The organism is Corallibacter vietnamensis (genome assembly GCF_039537875.1).
GTDB lineage: Bacteria > Bacteroidota > Bacteroidia > Flavobacteriales > Flavobacteriaceae > Corallibacter > Corallibacter vietnamensis.
Genome location: NZ_BAABBI010000001.1, coordinates 953837 through 976346, shown reverse-complemented (window position 1 = coordinate 976346; position 22510 = coordinate 953837). Strand labels below are relative to the sequence as shown.

The following is a 22510-nucleotide window of genomic DNA, read 5'->3' as shown; positions in this document are numbered from 1 at the left end:
CTATAAGCGATTACCTCTTAATGTTTTAAAAGTTAAAATAGCGTTACTATCAGAAAGTAATGACACATAATTACAGATTCTTAACAAGCATTCATAAAGTGAATCAGACGCATTATAAATAGAAGGATAAGCTTTCAAAATTAACTTATCATAATTAGACATTTCCTGATTATGCTTATTTGTAGCTGCAACCACAAAAACGTGCAAAAGCTCTTTTAAAACTTCATAGCCAGCTATTTCTTTATCAATAACCTCTTTAGATTCATAAATGTTAGCTACACTTATTTTTATAATATCATCTATTTGTGCTTCATACTTGCTCTTATCAAGTAAAGACACAGAAAATGTTCCATTTAATATATCTGCTTCATTAGCAACAAAAACCTCAACAGCTTCATTAATTAGCGTATTTATAGCCAGTGCTCTTAAATAACTAACACGATCTTTGGTATTGGTAAGTTGGTTGTATTTTTTTATTTGTATAGAATCTTTTACAAGTTTTATCAAATATTCTAAAGCAAAATCTTCATTAATCAAGCCTAGGTTAATTCCGTCTTCAAAATCAATAATAGTATAACAAATATCATCAGCAGCTTCAACCAAGTAGGTTAAAGGATGTCTTGAGAAACTTATCGCATCATCTTCCTCTTTTTTTATAAGACCTAAATCATTTGCAACATCAATAAATGCAGATTTATCCTGCTGAAAAAAACCGTATTTTTTATCAGCAATATGTTGCGTTGGCTTTTTAGGTAATGACTCTTTAGGGTATTTCATGAAAGCGCCTAAAGTTGCGTAGCTTAAGCGAAGACCTCCTATTCTACCTGAACGACTTTCGGTTAAAATTTTAAAACCGTTGGCATTGCCTTCAAAGTCACACAAATCTTGATATTCTTTTTTTGTTAGTTTATCTTCAAAAAAATTACCGCTACCAGACTTAAAATACTCTCCAATAGCTTTTTCTCCAGAATGTCCAAAAGGCGGATTTCCTATATCATGAGCCAATGCTGCCGCTGCAACAATAGCACCAAAATCATTAGGCTGATATCCATGAACACTTTGTAAATGTGGATGTTTTTCAAGAATTTTCACACCTACTTTTCTTCCTAATGTTCTTCCTACAACACTGACCTCAAGACTATGTGTAAGCCTTGTATGAACAAAATCAGTTTTTGACAAAGGAATTACCTGTGTTTTATCTTGAAGGCTTCTAAATTCTGAAGAAAATATAATACGATCATAATCTACCTCAAAACCAAGTCTTGTTTCGTCTTGTTCTTTTCGCAATCGTTTATTAGTATCTCCAAATCGTTTTAGTGAGAGTAGTTGTTCCCAGTTCATAATGTAATTTAAATGAATTGCAAGATACTATTTTCAATGTTAAATAATTGTTTCGAATCATGAAAACAATCAAATAACAGATAACATTAATCTAACCTTTTCATTACAGATGTTTAATTCTTGCATAACTTAAACTTTACACTTTAAGAGTTTCTTTGCCGAAAGATTTTTACTTAAAAACTATAATTACAAAAACGCAAAACAAAAACACAATGAGAAAATTAACATTAGCCGTTATAGGCCTATTATCAATAACTTTAACAGGTTGTTTTAAAGATGATGACACACCTATAGTTATAGAAGAAACTACTATTTACCAAAACAGTGGTAATGAGGAGACTTGCCCAACTATTATTAAGGCTGGTGGTATTGCGATAGATGAAACTTGGACAAGTGACAATATTTATATTCTTGACAGAAAAGTTGTTGTTCAAGAAGATGTTACTCTTACAATAGAGCCTGGTACAATTATAAAAGGTAGAGCTGGTCAAGGTTCTTTATCTTCTGCATTAATCGTTGCTAGAGGTGGTAAAATAAATGCTGTTGGTACTCCTAGCCAGCCTATAATTTTTACTTCTGAAAGCGATAATATTTCTTGTGGACAAACTTCAGGAGACAACCTAGATGAAGACGATCGTGGTCTTTGGGGTGGTGTTTTAATTCTTGGATATGCTCCTTGTTCTCTTTCAGGAGATATTGAAGAAACTCAAATTGAAGGTATCCCTGCTGATGATACTTTTGGTCTTTACGGTGGTACAGATGCTGATGATGATTCAGGAAAATTCAAATACGTTTCAATCAGACATGGTGGTACTTTAATTGGAGATGGAAATGAAATAAACGGATTAACACTAGGTGGTGTTGGTAGAACTACAGAAATAGACCACGTTGAGGTTGTTGGTAACGTTGATGATGGTGTTGAGTTCTTTGGTGGAACTGTTGACGCTTCAAACCTATTAGTATGGGCTCAAGGAGATGATGCTTTAGATATTGACCAAGCTTATTCTGGTACTGTAAGCAATGCTGTTATCATTTTAGGAGCAAGCTCTGACCACGCATTAGAGATTGATGGTCCAGAAGGATCTGCTGTTGGTTCTTACACACTTGAGAATGTTACAATGAAAGGTAATCTTGATACTGCTGCTGGTGAGTATGCTGACTTTAGAAGTAACGCAATGGGAGCAAACAACAATATTTATGCATTTGGATTTAAAGATAGCTCTGATGTTGAATTAGATAACGATGGTGTTGCTACTAACTATAACAATGGAGACTTAACATTATCTAACTGGGAAGTTGTTTTACCAGCTGGTATTTCAAACGTGTTAGACATATTTAACAATACAGCTTCAGGTACTACACCTACTCCAAACTACGGTTCTGAAGCAACTGCAGTAACTGAAGGTTCTCAAACTGTAGGAGCAGACACTTCTGTATTTACTTGGACATACGCTAGTGAAGCAGGAGCATTAAACTTCTAAACAATAATATAACTGTAAGCACTAAAGCTATCCTTTAAGAGGCTTTAGTGCTTTTTTAAAATCTTTCTTAAAGATTAGGAAACACTATAGGAATGTAAACTCTATTTTTTTATAGTAACACCTGAAAGTTAAGAAATAACAAAAAGCTCAGATGAAAAAAAACAAAATACTAATCACGCTATCTTTGTTGTTTATTACTTTGTTTGGTTATGCACAAACTGGAAAGGTGACAGGTACCGTAATTGATGGAGAATTTGTTGATCCGCTACCATTTGCCAATATTTTAGTTAAAGGCACAAGCAAAGGAACATCTTCTGATTTTGATGGTAAATATACTTTAGAATTAGAACCTGGAACCTACACCATTGTATTCTCTTACGTTGGTTATGAAACCAAAGAAGTTAGCGATGTAGTAATCAAAAGTAATGATGTTACTGTTTTAGATATGACATTAGCGCCTAATGCTCTAGATGAAATTGTAATTACAACAAGTATAAAAAGAAACACAGAAAACGCTGTTCTTAATATGCAACGAAAATCTGTTGTTGTATTAGATGGTTTATCAGCTCAAAGTATAAAAAAGACAGGAGCAAGCAATATTGCTAGTGCTGTAAAAAGTGTTCCTGGTGTATCAGTTCAAGGAGGAAAATATGTATACGTTAGAGGTCTTGGTGATCGCTACACTAAATCTATTTTAAATGGTGTAGACATCCCTGGTTTAGATCCTGATAGAAATACAATTCCTATGGATATTTTTCCAACTAACATTATAGACAACGTATTGGTTGTTAAATCTGCAGCAGCAAATAACCCTGCAGACTTTACAGGTGGTATTGTTGATGTGGTTACCAAAGACTTTCCTACAAAAGCAGAATATAGTATTTCAGTAGGTTTTGGTTTTAACCCAAGCATGCACTTTAAAGACAACTATTTAAAATACGATGGTGGAGACACAGACTTTTTTGGATACGATGATGGCACAAGAAACAGACCTATAAACAGATATCAACCTATTCCTGGAACTTTTGAAAACAAGCTTTTATTAAATAGCTTAACTAATAGATTTCAAAAACAACTTAAAGCTGAACAAGCAACAAGTAATCCAAACTTTAGCCTAGGGTTTACAGCAGGAAATCAATACGAGCTTAAAAACGGTAATAAAATTGGGTATTTAGCATCTGCTTCTTACAAAAACAACACTACGTTTTATGAAGATAGAATTGACGGTGGAACCATAAAAGCTGCAGACAAAAACAATTATCAACCACGTTACTCTCTTTACACAAAAGGTTCTGAAGGTATAAACGAAGTACTTGTTAATGCATTAGTAGGTTTGGCGTATAAAACAGATTTATCTAAATACAAATTTACAACATTACACATCCAAAACGGAGAGTCTTCAGCTGGTTATTTTGACCAAGATTTATCTCAAGATAATACTGGTGGCGCTTACGAAGATGTTGTAAAAGACGCTTTACTTTATACTGAAAGATCGATTACAAACTTTAACTTAAGTGGTAGCCACAAATTAGGTGTTGATACTGGTTGGGGGCTTGACTGGACACTATCGCCTTCTTTCTCTAAAGTAGAAGATAAAGACCATAGAATCACACCTTTATTAGTAACTCAAGAAGGCGAATACATAATCAACCCAAGTACAACTACAAACCCTACTAGAATTTGGAGAAGTTTACTTGAAGAAAACTGGGTGTTTAAAGCAGATTTAGATAAAAAATACGAACTATTCGGAAGACCTGCTAAATTTCAAATAGGTGGTAACTTTATTTACAAGTTTAGAGATTTCAGTATTGATGAATTCTTTATGACAGCTACAAACTTAACAGTTCCTAATGGCGATACAAACTTGCTACTTATGAATCAAAATTTATGGACTCCTGAAAATGACAACGGAACCCATTTAGTAGCAACTTCTAACAATCAAACATTTAAGCCTTCAAATGCTTATGAAGGTGAACAACAAGTTTATTCAGTATATCTTTCTAATGAGTTTAACTTAAGTGAAAATCTAAAAACTGTTTTAGGATTAAGAACGGAGTTATACCAACTTTACTATACTGGAGAAACAGCCCAAGGAGATGTTTATGATAGAGCAAATACTATAGACAAGCATGATTTTTATCCATCTGCTAATGTTATTTATTCACTATCAGAAAAATCAAACGTTCGTGCTTCTTACTCAAGAACAACAGCAAGACCTTCTTTTAAAGAAGCTTCTAGAATACAAATATTTGATCCTATTACCAATAGAACATTTATTGGTAATGGTTTTGGTATATTTGACCAAGATGGATCTGTTATTTATGACGCTGTAAAACCTACATACATTAATAACTTTGATGTACGCTATGAAATGTTTAGAGACAAAGGACAAATGTTTGCTGTAAGTGGTTTTTACAAAGGTTTTAAAGACCCTTTAGAAACAGTATTTTTCCCAAACTCTTCTGAACAATTTACGGTAGCTAATTTAGGTGATGCCACAGTTTTTGGTGCGGAGTTTGAGTTTAGACAAAACTTTGGATTTGTTACTGAAAATTTAGAAAAATTAAAGCTTAATTTAAATGTTTCTTATATCTATTCAGAGTTAACAATGTCTGATATTGAGTATGAAAGACGTCTTCTTGCTGCAAGAACAGGAGAATCTATAGATAACAAAAGAGAGCTTCAAGGGCAATCGCCATATTTAATAAATGCTGGTTTTGATTACGATAATGAAGATATCGGTTTTCAGGCAGGTTTATTTTACAATGTACAAGGTAAAGCTTTAGAAGTTGTTGGTTCTGGTATTGTTCCAGATGTATATAGCCAACCTTTCCATAGCTTAAACCTTACAATAAACAAGAAGTTTGGTAAAGAGAAGAAGTCTTCTATCGATTTAAAGATAAATAACATACTTGGAGATGAAAGAGAAAGTCTTTATGAGTCATTTAGAGCAAGTGATTTAATTTTCACTCAAAGAAATCCAGGAACAGAATTCTCATTAGGATACAGCTATAAATTCTAATTACAGAACTCATTATATAAAAAAACCCTTTTCATAACTTGAAAAGGGTTTTTTTATTTTTTCACTAACGAATTAGTCTCTTAACGCAATGTTAGATTTACTTTTCCATTCATTCACACTTGTTATTTTAGAGTCTTTAAAATCAACTTCATTCAGTGTTTCATTTGTCCAAAATAACCACTTACCTACTTTCTTACCATTATCATAATTTCCTATAGCAAGTTTATTTCCTTGTAAATCATAACTAGTCCAAGTACCTTGTAATTTACCTGATTCATTAAAGAAACCATGTTGTTTTACAACACCATTATCATAATAATAAGTTACTTCTGTTTTATCACCAATTTTTTCTACTTTAGGACTAATCTTTTCTTGAGCAAAAGAAAAACTAACACATAACACAATAACTACTAATACTATCTTTTTCATAACTTAATATTTATTAATTAAACTTCTCTTAACAAATATATGTATTAATTTACATTTAAAAAACATTTAGTTAACACTGGCTTAACATTGAAGTTATAATTAATTGATTTGTAGGCCTTTAAAAAATTCAATAATTAAAAACTTAACATTAGAGCTATAAAATAAGGCAGAAAAATGCATTATTTTGAAGCATTTACTCATATACAAATAAAAAGAACATAACATTGGCTTAACATACTGTTGCTAATAAAATAGGAAATTTGCAACCTAATATGTCTATTTTTTATTGATTAAATGGAAAACGTTTACATTTATATGCTTGTTGCTCTTGCTGTTTTAGCAATAGCAGATCTTGTTGTTGGTGTTAGTAATGACGCTGTTAACTTTCTTAATTCAGCAATTGGTTCAAAGGCTGTTTCTTTTAAAACAATCATGATAGTAGCCAGTTTAGGTGTTGCTATGGGAGCAATGTCATCTAGCGGTATGATGGAAGTTGCAAGGAAAGGTATATTTAACCCTAGCCAATTTATGTTTGATGAAATCATGATTATTTTCATGGCAGTCATGATAACAGACATTCTCTTGCTAGATTTCTTCAATACGCTCGGCCTTCCAACATCAACTACAGTTTCAATTGTTTTTGAATTATTAGGAGCTTCAGTATGCGTTGCTTTACTTAAAATCTCTGCTAACGATTCGCAAACATTATTTGATTTAAGCCAATATATTAATAATGAAAAAGCCATAGAAATTATCCTGGGAATCTTACTCTCTGTGGTTGTTGCTTTTTCTATAGGTGCTATAATTCAATACATATCAAGAATACTTTTATCATTCAATTTTCAAAAAAAACCTTCTTGGTACGGAGCTATTTTTAGTGGCTTTGCAATAAGTGCCATCATGTACTTTATTCTTATAAAAGGTTTAAAAAGTGCTTCTTTTATGGATGCTGGCTTTATTGAAGTCATTACGCAAAATACATTTGCATTTATAGGCATTAGCTTTATTGCTTGGTCTTTAATCTCAATGCTTATTATTTCTTTCTTTAAAGTAAATATTTATAAAATTATTATTGTAATAGGAACGTTTGCTCTAGCAGTTGCCTTTGCTGGTAACGACTTGGTAAACTTTATTGGTGTACCAATTGCAGCTCTTAATTCATTTGAAGCTTGGTCTGCTAGCGGTATATTACCTTCAGAGTTTAGTATGGAAATACTTGCTGAAAAAGTGCAAACACAACCCTACTTGCTACTTATTGCAGGACTTATTATGGTACTTACATTATGGTTTTCAAGCAAAGCTAAAGCTGTAGTTAAAACATCAGTAGATTTATCTAGACAAGAAGATGTTAAAGAACGCTTTGAGCCTAACTTTTTATCTAGAGGTATTGTAAGAGTTGCTATAGCTATGTCAAAAGGGTTTAACAGTATTCTTCCTGAAAATACAAGAAAGAAAATAGACACCAAGTTTACAAAGCCAAAAATGAACTATGCAGCTACAAAAAGCCAAGATTTACCAGCTTTTGATTTAGTTAGAGCTGCTGTAAACCTTATGGTTGCTAGCGTACTTATATCTATTGCTACTTCTATGAAATTACCTCTTTCTACAACCTATGTAACGTTTATGGTTGCAATGGGTACATCACTTGCTGATAGAGCCTGGGGAAGTGAAAGCGCTGTATATAGAGTTGCCGGAGTATTAAATGTAATTGGCGGATGGTTTTTCACGGCATTAAGTGCCTTTGCTGCTGCTGCCTTAATGGCTTTAATTTTATTTTATGGCAAAGCTTATGCATTAACAGCTTTACTTACAATAGCCGCTATATTACTAGTAAAAAACTATTTATCACACAGAAAAAAATCTCTTGAACAAAAAGCTGAAGATAGCCTTGAGCGAGCAGAAAGTAGTTCTACACAAGGAGTGATTCATGAAAGTGCAAAAAACATTGCCAATGTTGTAAAACGAGGAAACAAGATTTATTCAAGTGCTATAAATGGGTTAGCAACACAAAACCTATCATCGCTAAAAAAGAATAAAAAGAACATTGAAAAATTATCTAATGAAATAGATGATTTGAGAGATAACCTATTTTATTTCATAAAAAACCTAGAAGAACCTAGTCTTACAGCAAGTAATTTTTACATCAACATTTTAGGTTATTTACAAGATATGACACAATCTTTAGAATACATATCTAAAGCAAGTTACAAGCACATAAACAACAATCACAAAAAACTTAAGTTTAGCCAAATAAAAGAGCTTAAAGATGTTGATGAACGTTTAGAAAACTTATTTAAAGACACTAAAGCTGCTTTTGATTCAGAATCATTTGAAGAGATAGGAAACATCTTAAATAACAAACGTGGAATTTTTAATTTAGTTACCGAAAAAATTCAAAAACAAGTTGAAAGAACACGTACTGAAGAATCGAGTCCTAAAAACACTACACTGTATTTTAGCTTACTTTTAGAAACTAAAGATCTATTAACGGCTACTATGAATTTACTTGAAGAGTATCATAATGCTCATGATGACACTGTAGAACCAGCTAAAATAATAGAAAAAGCTAAAAACGAAGAAGAGTAATAACAACCTCACATACCTATTAAATATAAAAAGCCAGAAATAATTCTGGCTTTTTTAATAGTTTACCCCTTTAAAATAAACTACTGCGTTTTTGATTAATAGCAACGCTAATATCTATAAAATTATCTGAAACACTAATAAAAAATGTATAATTGGTACAAAATAATGTACTATTGGTAATTATAACATGTTTAATTTTAATTTTTCTTAAAATAAATAGCGCTTTACACACAAAACACTACCAACCTTACAACAACTAAAAACAAAACCCTAGATATTATTATATTTGATAATATGATAAAAGCAATAATTGTAGACGATGAACCTAAAGCTATAGAAAGCTTAACTTGGGAACTCACTCATTTTAGAGAAGACATTGAAATAATCAGCAGTTTTAACAAGCCCGAAGAGGCACTAGCTTATTTAAAAACCAATAGGCCAGACTGTGTTTTTCTAGATATTAATATGCCAACTATGGATGGCTTTCAGTTTTTAGAAAAATTAGAAAAAAAAGACTTTGCTGTTGTTATCACTACTGCTTACAACGAATATGCGCTTAAAGCTCTAAAAAATGAAGCCATAGATTACTTGCTTAAACCTATAGATTCTGATGACTTACATGACACTATAGTAAAATTAAAAAAACACAAAACCAATTATTTAACCGTATCAAAGGTTGAAGAAGTACTTTTAAATTTTAATGAATCATTAAATCAGAAAAAAATATCTATAAACACTGACGGAAAATTGATATTTGTAAATACGGATGATATTCTTTTTGTAGAATCTGATGGTAATTACAGTACCTTTAACATGGTAAACGACAAAAAAATAGTTGTTACAAAAAAACTTAAAGAAGTCAACACCATACTTCCTGAAACCTGCTTTTTTAGAATACATAATTGCTATATCATAAACCTAAACAAAATAAAAGAGTTTATAAAAAGTGATGGTTATGTTATTATGGATTCTGATGACAAAATACCTGTAGCTAGACAGCGTAAATCAGATTTTTTAGAAAAATTATAGTATGCCATTTCAATCTACATATTATAGCTTATTTATAAAAGTGCTTTGCTTTCTTATAAGCATGAGTTTTTATCAAGGGTATTCTCAAAACTATTTTGAGACACTAGTAGATAGTATTATAGATATTAAAACATCAAACTATCAAGATATAGACAACACATTTAGAGCTTTCAAAACTGACACTCTAAAAATGATGTATCTTTCAAAAAAAAGTAAAGAAACAAACTATTACGAAGGAGAAAGTTACGCTCTTAACATGATTGGTATTGTATACCGAAACCTATCACTATATGATAAAGCTATTAACGCACATACAGAAGCTCAACAACTAGCAAAAAAAACAAAAAATATAGAGCTTGAAACCATAAGTTTGAATATGCTAGGAGTTGTATACAGGCGTATGGATGCCATACGTTCTGCTTTAGACTATCATAAACAAGCACTTGATCTTGCTGAAACCGCAAACCCACAATCACTTGCCTTAAAAAGAAGTATTGCTGTATCTCAAAACAGCATGGGAAACATCTATTTAGCATTAAAACAATATGATTTAGCCATAAGACTTTTTCAAAAGTCGCTAACTATAGAAGTGGGCTCTGATAATAAATTAGGTCTTGCTATAAACTATCATAATATAGGATATGCACAAGAAGCAAAAGGGCTACTTAAAAGCGCTTTAAACAATTACCAACGCTCATTAAAGTATAACAATGATATAAACTCTGAAATAGGTCGTGTAATCTGCTACAATAGTATCGCTGGTATTTATATAAAACAAGGGAGAAACAAAAAAGCTCTACCATTGATTAATAGCGCACTAAAAAAAGCTTTAAATATAAACGACCAGTATTACATAGCTACTTCTTATTTAAATTTAGGTCTTGTAAACTTGAAGTTAAACAACTTAAAAAACGTTGAGAAAAATTTAAACACCGCATTAAATATTGCAGAAAAATACAATTTAAAATCCTCTAAAATTGAGACTTACAAAACTCTATCTGAATATAATAACGAGGTAGGAAACTACAAAGAAGCTTTAAATTACTACAAGAAACATATTGAACTTGACAACACACTAACCAATGAGCGCAACTTGCAATATGTAAATGATTTAATCATTAAGTATGAAAGTGAAAAGAAAAACAATCAAATTAAAGCTTTAGCCAATGAAAATGAGTTAGTGAAAATAAGATTAGCTCAAAACAAACGTGTACTCATATTATGTCTTGTTGGTATTGCATTAATAGGTGCTATATTATTTATATTATACAGGCAACATCAATTAAGAAATGAAAAAAAAATAATCACTTTAGAGCAAGAAATGTTGCGAAACCAAATGAATCCACATTTTATTTTCAATTCATTAAACTCTATAAAACTCTACATAATAAATAACGAGAAAGAAAATGCTGTTTACTATTTAAATAAGTTCTCAAAACTTATCAGGAAAATTCTCATTGCTTCAACCGAAAAAGAAATTTCCCTAGAAAATGAATTAGAAACAATGACGCTATACATGAATATTGAAAATATTCGGTTTTCAAATAAAATACATTACAATGTAATTATAGATGAAAACGTGAGTCTGTCTAATATAAAAGTGCCTTCACTTATTTTACAGCCTTTTCTAGAAAATGCCTTATGGCACGGGCTTTCGTCAAAAAACGGAGAGAAAAAAATATCATTACAGGTAAGCAAAAACTCTAACAAATACGTTACAATATCTATTACAGACAATGGCATTGGCCGTGTTGCTTCTCAAAAAATAAAAAGTCAGAGTAAATTACAACGAAAGTCTGTTGGTTTAAATATTACAAAAGCTAGACTAGATAACTTTTCAAAAAACTTAAACGCTCAATACAGTATTCAAATAGAAGATTTATACTCTGATAATAATACACCTACAGGAACAAAAGTTATAGTAAAAATACCTTTAAAAAACCTTGCAAGCAAAGCTTCGTGATTATCGGTAATTATTTGATACTTTTTCAAGCTCCATATACCAATCTTCACCAAACTTTCTAATAAGAGCTTCTTTTACAAACTTATATATTGGCACTTGAAGTTCTTTTCCTAATGAGCAAGCATCATCACATATATGCCATTTATGGTAATTTACAGCCGAAAACTCACTGTAGTCTTTAACTCTTATTGGATATAAGTGGCAAGAAATGGGTTTTTTCCATGAAATTTCACCTTGATTATAAGCCTCTTCAATACCACAAAGTGCAGTTCCTTTGTTATCAAAAATCACATAGGCACAATCTGCACCATCAATAAGTGGTGTTTCTAGCTCGTCATCTTCAGTCGTAATAAATGTACCTTGTTCTTCTATGGCTTGAATTCCTTTTTTGCGTAAAAAGGGTTTTACTTTTGGGTAGATTTTTTTTAAAATATCAGCCTCTTCTTTTTCAAGTGGTGCTCCAGCATCACCATCAATACAGCAAGCGCCTTTACACGCAGAAAGATTACAAACAAAATCCTTTTGGATTATATCTTCTGAAACTATGGTTTTTCCTAATTGAAACATGTTGCAAAAATAGGCAAACTTTATTTTAAATCTTATTGTAAAAAATTATTAATGGTTACTTTTGCAAAAAAATTAAACCCATAATATTATGCAACTCAATTTTAAAGAAATATTTACAGCCTTTATGGTTTTATTTGCTGTAATAGATATTATTGGAAATATACCAATTGTTATAGACTTAAGAAAAAAAGTTGGTCATATACAAAGCGAAAAAGCCTCTCTTGTTGCTGGTATAATAATGATTGTTTTTTTGTTTTTAGGTCAGAATATTTTGTCACTAATTGGTGTTGGCGTAAATAGTTTTGCTGTTGCTGGTTCTTTTATTTTATTTTTTATTGCTTTAGAAATGATACTAGGCATAACATTATATAAAGATGATGAAAATGCAGCTATGACAGCTTCTGTATTCCCTTTAGCGTTCCCTTTGATAGCTGGACCAGGAAGTTTGACTACGTTGCTATCATTACGTGCCGAATTTAGAATAGAGAATATTATTGTTGCTGTAATATTAAATGTTTTAATTATCTTTATTGTATTAAAAACATCTTCAAGAATAGAGCGTTTAATTGGTCCTAACGGGATTAATATAATTAGAAAAGTTTTTGGAGTTATTCTACTAGCCATTGCAGTAAAACTTTTTGCTCATAATATAAAAGCATTATTCGTTTAGTTTATGAAAATAGCCATTCCATTACTTACAGTTGTTGCGTGTATTTTAATTATTTACAACCTAACAAATTTAAATTATGACGCGTTACTAGAAGGTGAAAGCGTAATTGCACTAATAACAATTTTTGCATCATTATGTGCTATTTTGTTATTACAAATATTAAGGGTTTCAAAAAAAATTGAAAAACTAGATAAAAGAAAAAAATAATGTTTGATGTATTAATTATTGGTGGTGGTGCTGCAGGTTTATCTTGCGCATTAATTCTAGGTTCTGCAAAAAACAAAGATTTTGCAAAAGATAAACGTACTGGAATAATTACTCACCAAAAAACATCACACTTAAACACGGCATTATTTAATAATGTTTTGGGACTTAATCCTGGTACAACCGGACTTTCTATTTTAAATAATGGCAAACAGCAATTGACTGATTTATATCCTCATGTTGAACAAATTGATGAAGAAAAAGTCTCTCAAATAACGCAAACCGATACTGGCTACATCGTTGTAACAAACAAAAACACATACGCAACAAAGCTAGTAGTCATTGCTGTTGGTTACACCAATTTATTAACTATAAAAGGCCTAGAGAACTATGTTGGCCCTCACCCAAGAGCAGCTATTGAAAAGGATAGAATTTGGTTAAAAAACGAAGATCATTTAGTAACTAAAGGCATGTATGTTGCAGGTACTTTGGCAGGTTGGCGTAGTCAGTTTGCAATTGCGGCTGGTAGCGGATCTCAAGTTGGTACAGATATTTTAACGCTTTGGAATAACGGAAAGCACACCAAGGTTCATGATAAGATTTAATTAGCTGAATTAAGCTCTAAAACTTCATCAATCATAATATCATCCTGATTTATAACTTCTTCAAAAGCACCATTGCCAAATAATTGATTTGCTAATGTCGCTTTTATATATAACTTCACTTCATCATTATAAGCTACAAAAGTGATATTTGCTTTAGTTTTAAAATTTAAATAATCTTGAAAAGCAATTACCATTTCGTCATCAATCTCATAATCAGAAATAAAGTTTTCTCTTGTTAAATTTTGATAAGCTTCTCTATTTTTATCTAATTCTTCAAACACAAAATAACTAATGAATCCGCGTCTTTGCAGAAATGTTAGGGTTTCATTTTGCATGCTTGTATCTAGAGGAACAAATACATCAGGTATAATTCCGCCGCCGCCATATACAACTTTTCCTTTTGGGGTTGTAAATTTTAATGAATCTGCAACTTGTATTTTTTCAGGATCAAGCAATTCTCCACGTTCTAATCGTTCAAAATAATCGTCATAGTAATCTTTATTACCATGGTCATAAGAGCGTTGAATAGAACGTCCTGTTGGTGTGTAATAGCGAGACACTGTTAATCTTACAGCACTGCCATCTCCTAATTCCATTTCACGTTGTACCAATCCTTTTCCATAAGAACGGCGACCAACTATAGTACCTTTGTCATTGTCTTGTAAGGCGCCTGCTACAATTTCGCTGGCAGATGCTGAATTTTCATCAATTAAAACATAAACTTTGCCTTTTTCAAAATCGCCTTTTTTGGTGGCAAAACTCTTCTTTATATTACCGCGTTTATTTTTTGTAAAAAGAATAAGTTTATCTTCTTCTAAAAACTCATCAACAATACTTTCGGCAATTGTTAAAAAGCCTCCAGGATTACCTCTTAAGTCTAAAACAAGTTCTGTTGCCCCTATTTTTTGAAGGTTTTTTAGTGCTGTTTTAAATTCCTTGTAAGTAGACTCTGCAAACCTGTTTATCTTGATATAACCAAGCGTATTACTTAACATATAGGCAGCATCAATACTTTTTATTGGTATATGATCTCTTTTTACGGTAAAATCTAACAGTTCTGATTCGCCTTTTCTAAATACTTTTAGTTTTACATTTGAGTTTATAGGACCTTTAAGCTTTTTTATTATTTCGTCATTGGTGATGTCTTTACCAAAAATAGGCTCATTATCTGCCATGATTATACGATCTCCACCAACAATACCTGCTTTTTCACTTGGACCTCCATGAACAGCTCGTATTACCGTAATGGTATCATTATAGGTATAAAAACTTACGCCAATACCTACAAAATCTCCTTTCATGTTTTCTGTAACACGTTGCATATCCTCTTTAGGTATGTATACAGAGTGAGGATCTAGATTTTCTAAAATCCCGTTTACAGTAACATCTACAATACTATCTGTATTAACATCATCAACATACTCATAGTCTATATAATCTATAAGTCTATTAAGCTTGTCTTTTTTACTATTTGATGAGAATAATCGATCAGAATCATCAGAAAAATTAAGTTTACCCCCAATAAAGATACCGGCTGCAATGGCAACACCTAAAAGAAGTGGTAAATATTTTTTTCTAATTTTCATTATTAATTCTGTTTAAATAATCAATTAAACATCCTACGCTTGTTAAGCATTAAGGTCATCAATTAATGTAAGTTCTATGCCTGCTTTTTTTAAAAAGCGTAACCCAGAGTCGTCTTTATAAGCTTGTTTATAAACAACCCTTACTATACCAGCTTGATGAATTAACTTACTACACTCTTTGCATGGTGATAACGTAATATACAAGGTAGCGCCTTTACAAGATTGTGTTGATGCTGCAACTTTTAAAATAGCGTTGGCTTCGGCATGTAAAACGTACCATTTTGTATATCCTTCTTCATCTTCGCAAAAGTTTTCAAATCCAGAAGGCGTACCATTGTATCCATCTGATATTATCATTCTATCTTTTACTATAATGGCACCTACTTGTTTTCGTTTACAATATGATAGTTTTCCCCATTCTGTAGCCATTCTTAAATATGCTTTATCATACTTAAGTTGTTTATTATCTGTCATACGCATAAATCATTATAACGAAGATACAGGCTTCGTATTTTAATTACAACCTTGATTGTAGAAGTTTATGAAAACTTTAGGTTACAGTTTTACTTTATTTAAGAAATAAAGTCGCTATTGAGTATCATAGGTATAACTAACCCTATTACAATTGATGAAATTACCATAACCCAATCGCGTTTTGAAAACCTAAAAATTGTTTGCATTATGTATGCTAAAAATAGCACAACAATAACCACAATTATTTGCGCAATTTCAATACCTAAAGCAAACTCTAATAAGGTTAATATTTTGTTATCTGACTTTCCTACTAAAATTTGAAATTCTCTAGCAAAGCCTAATCCGTGTACTAAACCAAAAAATAAGGTTGAAAAAAATAAAACACCTACTTTTTCTTTTTGAGCGCCTTTTCCTGCTGTAAACACATTAAACAACGCTACTACCAATATTGTAACTGGTATAAGAAACTCAACAATGATACCATTAACACGAACTACATTATAAGCAGCCAAAATAAGTGATAAGGTGTGTCCTAATGTGAAAGTTGACACTAATAACAATACACGTTTCCAATCTTTAAACAAATAAGGAACTGTTAAAACAATTAAAAATAATACGTGATCGTAAGCATTTATATCTAGAACATGGTAAATACCATACTCTACATTAAACCAAAAATTTTCTAGCATAGTTTTTTATTGTAGGGTTGGGTTGAATTTCAAAAATACAATTTAAAATGAATTCTTCTCCATTTCACACAAAAAACAATATGCTAAAGATTAGAGTTTGCTATAAAAACTATTTGACAAACACTAAAATGGCTTAACATTTTTACAAACACACTCATAAATGCAAATGCTAACACCCTTTAAATCAACTAACACCTTTCTGAATATTGCAACACTTATGATTATAAAAATGAAGTCCGATTATTACAAATGCAGGTATATAAATAAAAAGCTCTGATACTAAAACTATTTCAAAAGTTTCATTAACTATAGCCAATAACAGTATAGACCAAGCAATCCAGAAAACATTTGGCAACCAATTTTTAGTTACTTTTTTTGTTGCCTGCTTAATAGCTACAAATGATACAATTAAGAATAAATAATCAATAGATTGCCACCAAACAGGCGCATGTGAACAAGTTGTAGCAGAACATGTTTTAGCTAAAAACAAAAAAGGCGTTGCCAAACAATGCACAAGACATAAACCACTTGAAACTATTCCTAATTTGTCTGCTTTTAGTTTTAATATCATTCAATCAAATATTATTGCAATTAAATTGCAATAATAAACAAAAGCACTTATTATTGCAACATTGTATCATTAATATTTTACCAGCGTTATAATTAAGCAATGTATTTAGTATACTGCTATCAATTTTGCGATTAAAATTAACTTATGAAAACAGTGTTTTATCAACATATCATTAACACTTTTGTAGGTTTTTTTTGTTTAGTTTTGAATAATGATATTTTATAAAAATTGATTAGAAAAAACAACTGTTGTTTTGAGTTAAATCACAATCTTCAAACAACAATTACAGCCTTAATATTTAAAGTTTAACAATCCTTTTAGATTTGAGCTGAATCTAAAAAAATAGATAAAAAAACAAGTATGATTAAAACAGAAAACATATCATACCAATACAACACAACAGAAAATATTCTTGAATTCCCTGATATTGCATTAAAAAATCAAGAATCTTTATTAATACTAGGTAAATCTGGAATTGGTAAAACAACATTATTACACCTTATGGCTGGTTTACTAAAACCAAAAACCGGCAAAATAACAATTGACGATGTTTGCCTACAAACATTAAACAGAAAACAACTAGATTTATTCATTGGTAAGAATATTGGTTTAGTTTTTCAAAAAAATTATGCCGTAAAATCATTAAATGTTATTGAAAACATTAAAACACGCTTACTATTTTGCAATAAAAAAGCTAACGATTCTACGATATCAAACTTACTTCAGCAACTAGATATAGAACATTGTAAATTCAAAAAGATTAATGAATTAAGCGAAGGTCAATTACAACGTTTAGGCATTGCGCTTTCAGTAATTCACGAACCGAAATTAATTTTGGCTGATGAACCCACAGCAAGTTTAGATGATGAAAACTCTAAAACAGTTATGGAGCTACTATTAAACCAAGCTAGCAAAAGTAACGCCAACCTTATAGTAATTACACATGATCAAAGAGTAAAACCGTTGTTTCAAAACATCCTTGAGTTATGAATATTTGGAAAATCAGCATAAAAAATCTATTTCATAAACCACTATATACGTTTTTAAGTATTCTTTCTTTAGCAATTAGTATTGGATTACTTTTAGGCATAAAGCAATTAGACGCTTCAGTAAAACAACAATTTGATAATAGTTTAGGTAATATTGATTTAGTTATTGGCGCCAAAGGAAGTCCGTTGCAATTAGTATTAGCCTCTATTATGCATATAGATAATCCTACTGGCAATATCTCTTATAAAGAAGCAAAAAAAATAGGTAAAAACCCTTTAATTAAAACAGCAGTACCTATATCATATGGTGACAATTACAAAGGATATAGAATTGTAGGAACAACAGAATTATTTGCGAATTTTTATGAAGCTGAACTTGAAGAAGGAAAACCAATAAAAAAGCCTATGGAAGTTATTTTAGGCCATACCGTTGCACAACAACTTGGTCTTAAAATAGGAGATACGTTTTTAAGCTCTCATGGTTTTAAAGACAACACAATGGATGTGCATACTGAACCACTAACCGTTGTAGGCATTTATAAACCAACACAAAAAGTTATAGACAGACTTATAGTAACAAATTTAGAAAGTATTTGGGATGCTCATGATCATGAAGCGCATGAAGCCGGAGAAGCTCATGAACATCATGATGATGAAAACAAAGAAGTAACATCATTACTTATTTCTTTTAAAAGCCCTATGGGACTTTTAACAATTCCTAGACAAATTAACGAAAAAACAGATTTTCAAGCCGCTTTGCCTAAATATGAGATACAACGCTTATTTCAATTTACAGGAATTGGTGTAAAAATCGTTTCTTGGATAGCTTATATCATTTTAGTTATTTCATGTATTACTATATTTATTAGCTTATTTAAAATGGTAAAAGAACGTGCTTTTGATTTAGCGTTATTAAGAACCTATGGAGCCAGCAATTTTCAGTTAATTAAAATTGTGGCTTACGAAGGATTTACAATTGGATTCCTTGCCACAATTTTAGGGATACTTATATCACAATCTGGTTTAATCATAGTATACAACATGATAGAAAATCAATACAAACAAAATATTGTACAAAGCATATCATATACAGATATATTAGAAACAAGCTTATGGGTTTTTATAATGATTATTGTAGCAATTTCATTATCAATACTCCCAATAATAAAAATGAACATTTCAAAAATATTAAGCAATGAAAAATAATTTAGTACTTATAATAGCAATAATAACATGTAACATCTTCACATGTTTTAGCCAAAAAGAAGTCACTTGGAAGGATTTATCAAACGTAAAATTTTCTGAAAAATATTTTCCTGCTTTTGAAGACACTTTTTTATATCCAAATTTCAGCCCTGAAGTAAAAGAATTACACGGTAAAGAAATAACTATTGTTGGATACTTTCTTGATGTTTCGCCAGAAGAGAACACCTATATCTTATCAAAAAACCCAATGGCATCTTGCTTTTTTTGTGGAGTAGGCGGACCCGAAACAGCTATAGAATTACAATTTTCTAAAAAACAAACACATAACACTGATGATTTTATCATGGTTACAGGAACTTTAGAGCTTAATGCTGATGATGTAGAACACTTCAACTACATTCTAAAAAACTGTAAAATCATGAAAACCATACCTAACGAAGACTTTTAGGTAAAAAACAAGCAATAAAAAAAGCCTGCTAAACATCTGTTTATCAGGCTTAACACGTACTCAAGGTGGGAATCGAACCCACACTCCCGAAAGAACTGGATTTTGAATCCAGCGCGTCTACCAATTCCGCCACTTGAGCTAATTCTAAAAACGGGATTGCAAAATTATAAAATAAATAGCTACAAACAATCAAAATAGTCTCTTTTATCTTTTTGCAGTTAAAATAAATTTCTAAATTTGCACCTCATTAAACAAGAATGAATATAATTCATTATTAAACAATAGATTAACAATGCCTAATTTAAATACCGAAGCTAAAATTTTCGCTTGCGCTCAAAGTAAAGTACTTGGAGAAAAAATTGCCGCAAATTTTGGAGAGAGTTTAGGAAATGTTATTACTTCAACATATAGTGATGGTGAATTTCAACCATCTTATGAAGAATCTATTAGAGGTACGCGAATATTTATAATCGGATCTACACATCCGGGACCAGAGCATTTAATGGAAATGCTTTTAATGATAGATGCTGCAAAACGCGCATCTGCAAGACACATAACAGCCGTATTACCTTACTTTGGTTGGGCTAGACAAGACCGAAAAGATAAACCTAGAGTTCCTATAGCTGCAAAATTAGTAGCTAAAATGCTTGAAACAGCTGGAGCAACTAGAATTATAACCATGGATTTACACGCAGATCAAATTCAAGGATTTTTTGAAAAACCAGTAGATCATTTATTTGCCTCTACAATTTTCTTACCTTATTTGAGAAGCTTAAACCTTGACAACCTAACAATAGCGTCACCAGACATGGGAGGTTCAAAAAGAGCCTATGCCTATTCAAAAGCACTAGAAAGTGATGTTGTTATTTGCTACAAACAACGTGCTAAAGCAAATGTTATCTCTCACATGGAGCTTATAGGTGATGTTACTGGAAAAAATGTTGTTTTGGTAGATGATATGGTTGACACAGCTGGCACACTAACAAAAGCTGCCGACTTAATGATGGATCGTGGTGCAAAAAGCGTAAGAGCCATTTGTACACACCCAATATTATCTGGCAATGCATATGAAAAACTTGAAAACTCTAAATTAGAAGAATTGATTGTTACTGATTCAATTCCTTTAAAACAGGAAAGCAAAAAAATTAGAGTATTAAGTTGTGCTGAACTATTTGCTGATGTTATGTATAACGTACATTACAACAAGTCAATTAGTTCTAAATTTATAATGTAATTAATAATTAATATAAACAAAGAATGAAATCAATTACAATTAACGGATCTAAAAGAGAAAGCGTAGGCAAAAAGTCAACAAAAGCCTTACGTAATGCTGGACAGGTACCTTGCGTATTATACGGAGGTGATAAGCCATTGCATTTCTCTGCAGATGAAATAGCATTCTCAAAACTGGTTTATACGCCTAACGCGCATACAGTTGTGATTGCTTTAGACAATGGTGAAACACTTAATGCTATCATGCAAGACATTCAGTTTCATCCAGTAACAGACAACATTTTACACATAGATTTCTATGAGTTAAATGACGAAAAACCAATTACTATGGAGGTTCCTGTACACTTTATTGGAAACTCAAGAGGTGTTAAAGCTGGTGGTGTTTTACGTAAAAACTCACGTCGTTTAAGAGTAAAAGCTTTACCTAAAAACTTACCTGATTTTATTGAAGTAGATATTACTCCTTTAAAAATTGGTGATAAGTTATATGTAACTGCTTTAGAAAATGAGGCTTACAAAATAATGCATGCTGACAGCACTGTTGTTTGTCAAATAAAACGTGCAAGAGCAGCAATGGCTTTAGCAGCGCTTGAAGATGATGAAGACGATGAAGAAGAAACTTCAGCTGAAGCAACTGACGCTCAAGAATAGTAAAAACTAATCTAGTTTATTTAAAAAGCATTCTGATTCTATTTCAGAATGCTTTTTTATTTTTACACAAACTATTAAAATGTGTAAATTTCTATACCGTTTATTTAAAAAGCAGACAGCATCTACTTTAATTAATGAAACAAATTCTATGAAAAAATTTTTAATCGTTGGACTTGGTAACATAGGAGAGAAATACGCAAATACCAGACATAATATTGGCTTTAAAATCCTTGACCATTTAGCACAAAAGGAGACACTTACTTTTGAAACTCAAAAATTAGGAGATATAACCACCTACAAATTCAAAGGAAGAACATTTATCTTGCTAAAGCCAAGTACTTATATGAACTTAAGTGGTAAAGCTGTACAATATTGGCTTACTAAAGAAAAAATACCATTAGAAAACTTACTTGTCATTACAGATGATTTAAATCTTCCTTTTGGCAGTATTCGATTAAAAACCAAAGGAAGTGATGGTGGCCACAATGGTTTAAAAGACATTCAAGATAAACTACAAACAAACAAGTACAATAGATTTAGGTTTGGTATAAGTAATGAGTTTAGTAAAGGCAAACAGATTGACTACGTATTAGGAGACTGGAATGAAGATGAGTCGCTTAAACTACCTGAAAGATTAAACACCTCTATTGAGCTTATAAAATCTTTTGGAACAGCAGGCGTAAACAATACCATGAACTCATTTAATGGTAAATAAAAAAAGGAAACTCTCATTTGAGTTTCCTTTTTTGTTTAATTTTTGCTTAAT

At 31.3% G+C, this 22510-nt stretch carries 20 protein-coding genes and 1 tRNA gene; 13 read left to right on the top strand and 8 right to left on the bottom strand.

Features of this window, described 5'->3' with window-relative positions:
• Positions 1–1341: a dGTP triphosphohydrolase gene (gene dgt, locus ABD690_RS04485; RefSeq protein WP_344727523.1), complete on the bottom strand. Its 1341-nt coding sequence runs from the start codon at positions 1339–1341 to the stop codon at positions 1–3.
• A 212-nt stretch (positions 1342–1553) separates the two neighbouring features.
• On the opposite strand from dgt, the gene ABD690_RS04480 reads away from it, so the two are divergent.
• A complete protein-coding gene (locus tag ABD690_RS04480; protein ID WP_344727521.1) occupies positions 1554–2822 on the top strand; it encodes a hypothetical protein in 1269 nt (422 codons plus the stop codon).
• 151 nt (positions 2823–2973) lie between these two features.
• On the top strand, positions 2974–5844 hold the full coding sequence (locus ABD690_RS04475) for a TonB-dependent receptor (protein WP_344727519.1): 2871 nt from the start codon (positions 2974–2976) through the stop codon (positions 5842–5844).
• Between the two features lie 72 nt (positions 5845–5916).
• On the opposite strand, the gene ABD690_RS04470 is transcribed toward ABD690_RS04475, so the two are convergent.
• Complete coding sequence (locus ABD690_RS04470; protein WP_344727517.1) at positions 5917–6273, bottom strand: toxin-antitoxin system YwqK family antitoxin; 357 nt, start codon at positions 6271–6273, stop codon at positions 5917–5919.
• A gap of 294 nt (positions 6274–6567) precedes the next feature.
• On the opposite strand from ABD690_RS04470, the gene ABD690_RS04465 reads away from it, so the two are divergent.
• From ABD690_RS04465 to ABD690_RS04455, 3 genes are all read left to right on the top strand, one after another.
• A complete protein-coding gene (locus ABD690_RS04465; RefSeq protein ID WP_344727515.1) occupies positions 6568–8859 on the top strand; it encodes an inorganic phosphate transporter in 2292 nt (763 codons plus the stop codon).
• A gap of 294 nt (positions 8860–9153) precedes the next feature.
• A complete protein-coding gene (locus ABD690_RS04460; RefSeq protein ID WP_344727513.1) occupies positions 9154–9888 on the top strand; it encodes a LytR/AlgR family response regulator transcription factor in 735 nt (244 codons plus the stop codon).
• 1 nt (position 9889) lies between these two features.
• Positions 9890–11851 (top strand): tetratricopeptide repeat-containing sensor histidine kinase, encoded by a 1962-nt coding sequence (locus ABD690_RS04455; protein WP_344727510.1) that lies wholly within the window; start codon positions 9890–9892, stop codon positions 11849–11851.
• Here ABD690_RS04455 and ABD690_RS04450 read toward each other — a convergent pair whose 3' ends face one another.
• The gene (locus ABD690_RS04450; RefSeq protein ID WP_344727508.1) at positions 11852–12418 is read right to left on the bottom strand and encodes a DUF3109 family protein; all 567 of its coding nucleotides are present in this window, start codon (positions 12416–12418) and stop codon (positions 11852–11854) included.
• An 88-nt stretch (positions 12419–12506) separates the two neighbouring features.
• Here ABD690_RS04450 and ABD690_RS04445 point away from each other — a divergent pair, with 88 nt between their 5' ends.
• Positions 12507–13088: a MarC family protein gene (locus ABD690_RS04445; RefSeq protein ID WP_344727506.1), complete on the top strand. Its 582-nt coding sequence runs from the start codon at positions 12507–12509 to the stop codon at positions 13086–13088.
• Positions 13089–13294: 206 nt separating this feature from the next.
• Complete coding sequence (locus ABD690_RS04440) at positions 13295–13897, top strand: FAD-dependent oxidoreductase (protein ID WP_344727504.1); 603 nt, start codon at positions 13295–13297, stop codon at positions 13895–13897.
• On the opposite strand, the gene ABD690_RS04435 is transcribed toward ABD690_RS04440, so the two are convergent.
• The 4 genes from ABD690_RS04435 to ABD690_RS04420 form a co-directional block, all read right to left on the bottom strand.
• The gene (locus ABD690_RS04435) at positions 13894–15483 is read right to left on the bottom strand and encodes a S41 family peptidase (RefSeq protein WP_344727502.1); all 1590 of its coding nucleotides are present in this window, start codon (positions 15481–15483) and stop codon (positions 13894–13896) included. The genes ABD690_RS04440 and ABD690_RS04435 overlap by 4 nt on opposite strands.
• A 42-nt stretch (positions 15484–15525) precedes the next feature.
• Positions 15526–15957, bottom strand: a complete 432-nt coding sequence (locus tag ABD690_RS04430; RefSeq protein WP_344727500.1) for a deoxycytidylate deaminase — start codon at positions 15955–15957, stop codon at positions 15526–15528.
• A 98-nt stretch (positions 15958–16055) separates the two neighbouring features.
• The gene (locus tag ABD690_RS04425) at positions 16056–16646 is read right to left on the bottom strand and encodes a HupE/UreJ family protein (protein WP_344727498.1); all 591 of its coding nucleotides are present in this window, start codon (positions 16644–16646) and stop codon (positions 16056–16058) included.
• A gap of 184 nt (positions 16647–16830) precedes the next feature.
• Complete coding sequence (locus ABD690_RS04420; protein WP_344727496.1) at positions 16831–17217, bottom strand: MerC domain-containing protein; 387 nt, start codon at positions 17215–17217, stop codon at positions 16831–16833.
• A 360-nt stretch (positions 17218–17577) separates the two neighbouring features.
• On the opposite strand from ABD690_RS04420, the gene ABD690_RS04415 reads away from it, so the two are divergent.
• From ABD690_RS04415 to ABD690_RS04405, 3 genes are read left to right on the top strand one after another with little or no spacing between them, the layout of a single operon-like run.
• Entirely contained in the window at positions 17578–18207 is a 630-nt protein-coding gene (locus ABD690_RS04415) for an ABC transporter ATP-binding protein (RefSeq protein WP_344727494.1), read from the top strand.
• Positions 18204–19412: an ABC transporter permease gene (locus ABD690_RS04410; RefSeq protein WP_344727492.1), complete on the top strand. Its 1209-nt coding sequence runs from the start codon at positions 18204–18206 to the stop codon at positions 19410–19412. The genes ABD690_RS04415 and ABD690_RS04410 overlap by 4 nt, the downstream gene beginning before the upstream one ends.
• Positions 19402–19860 carry a hypothetical protein gene (locus ABD690_RS04405; RefSeq protein ID WP_344727490.1) on the top strand — a complete coding sequence of 153 codons (459 nt, stop codon included), beginning with the start codon at positions 19402–19404 and terminating at the stop codon, positions 19858–19860. The genes ABD690_RS04410 and ABD690_RS04405 overlap by 11 nt, the downstream gene beginning before the upstream one ends.
• 57 nt (positions 19861–19917) lie before the next feature.
• Here ABD690_RS04405 and ABD690_RS04400 read toward each other — a convergent pair.
• A tRNA-Leu gene (locus ABD690_RS04400) sits at positions 19918–19999 on the bottom strand.
• Positions 20000–20152: 153 nt separating this feature from the next.
• Between ABD690_RS04400 and ABD690_RS04395 the strand changes: the two genes are divergently transcribed.
• The 3 genes from ABD690_RS04395 to pth all read left to right on the top strand — a co-directional run bounded on the left by ABD690_RS04395 (position 20153) and on the right by pth (position 22459).
• Positions 20153–21094 (top strand): ribose-phosphate pyrophosphokinase, encoded by a 942-nt coding sequence (locus ABD690_RS04395; RefSeq protein WP_344727488.1) that lies wholly within the window; start codon positions 20153–20155, stop codon positions 21092–21094.
• Between the two features lie 23 nt (positions 21095–21117).
• Complete coding sequence (locus tag ABD690_RS04390; RefSeq protein WP_344727486.1) at positions 21118–21744, top strand: 50S ribosomal protein L25/general stress protein Ctc; 627 nt, start codon at positions 21118–21120, stop codon at positions 21742–21744.
• A gap of 79 nt (positions 21745–21823) precedes the next feature.
• On the top strand, positions 21824–22459 hold the full coding sequence (gene pth, locus ABD690_RS04385; RefSeq protein WP_344727484.1) for an aminoacyl-tRNA hydrolase: 636 nt from the start codon (positions 21824–21826) through the stop codon (positions 22457–22459).
• Positions 22460–22510 lie beyond the last annotated feature (51 nt).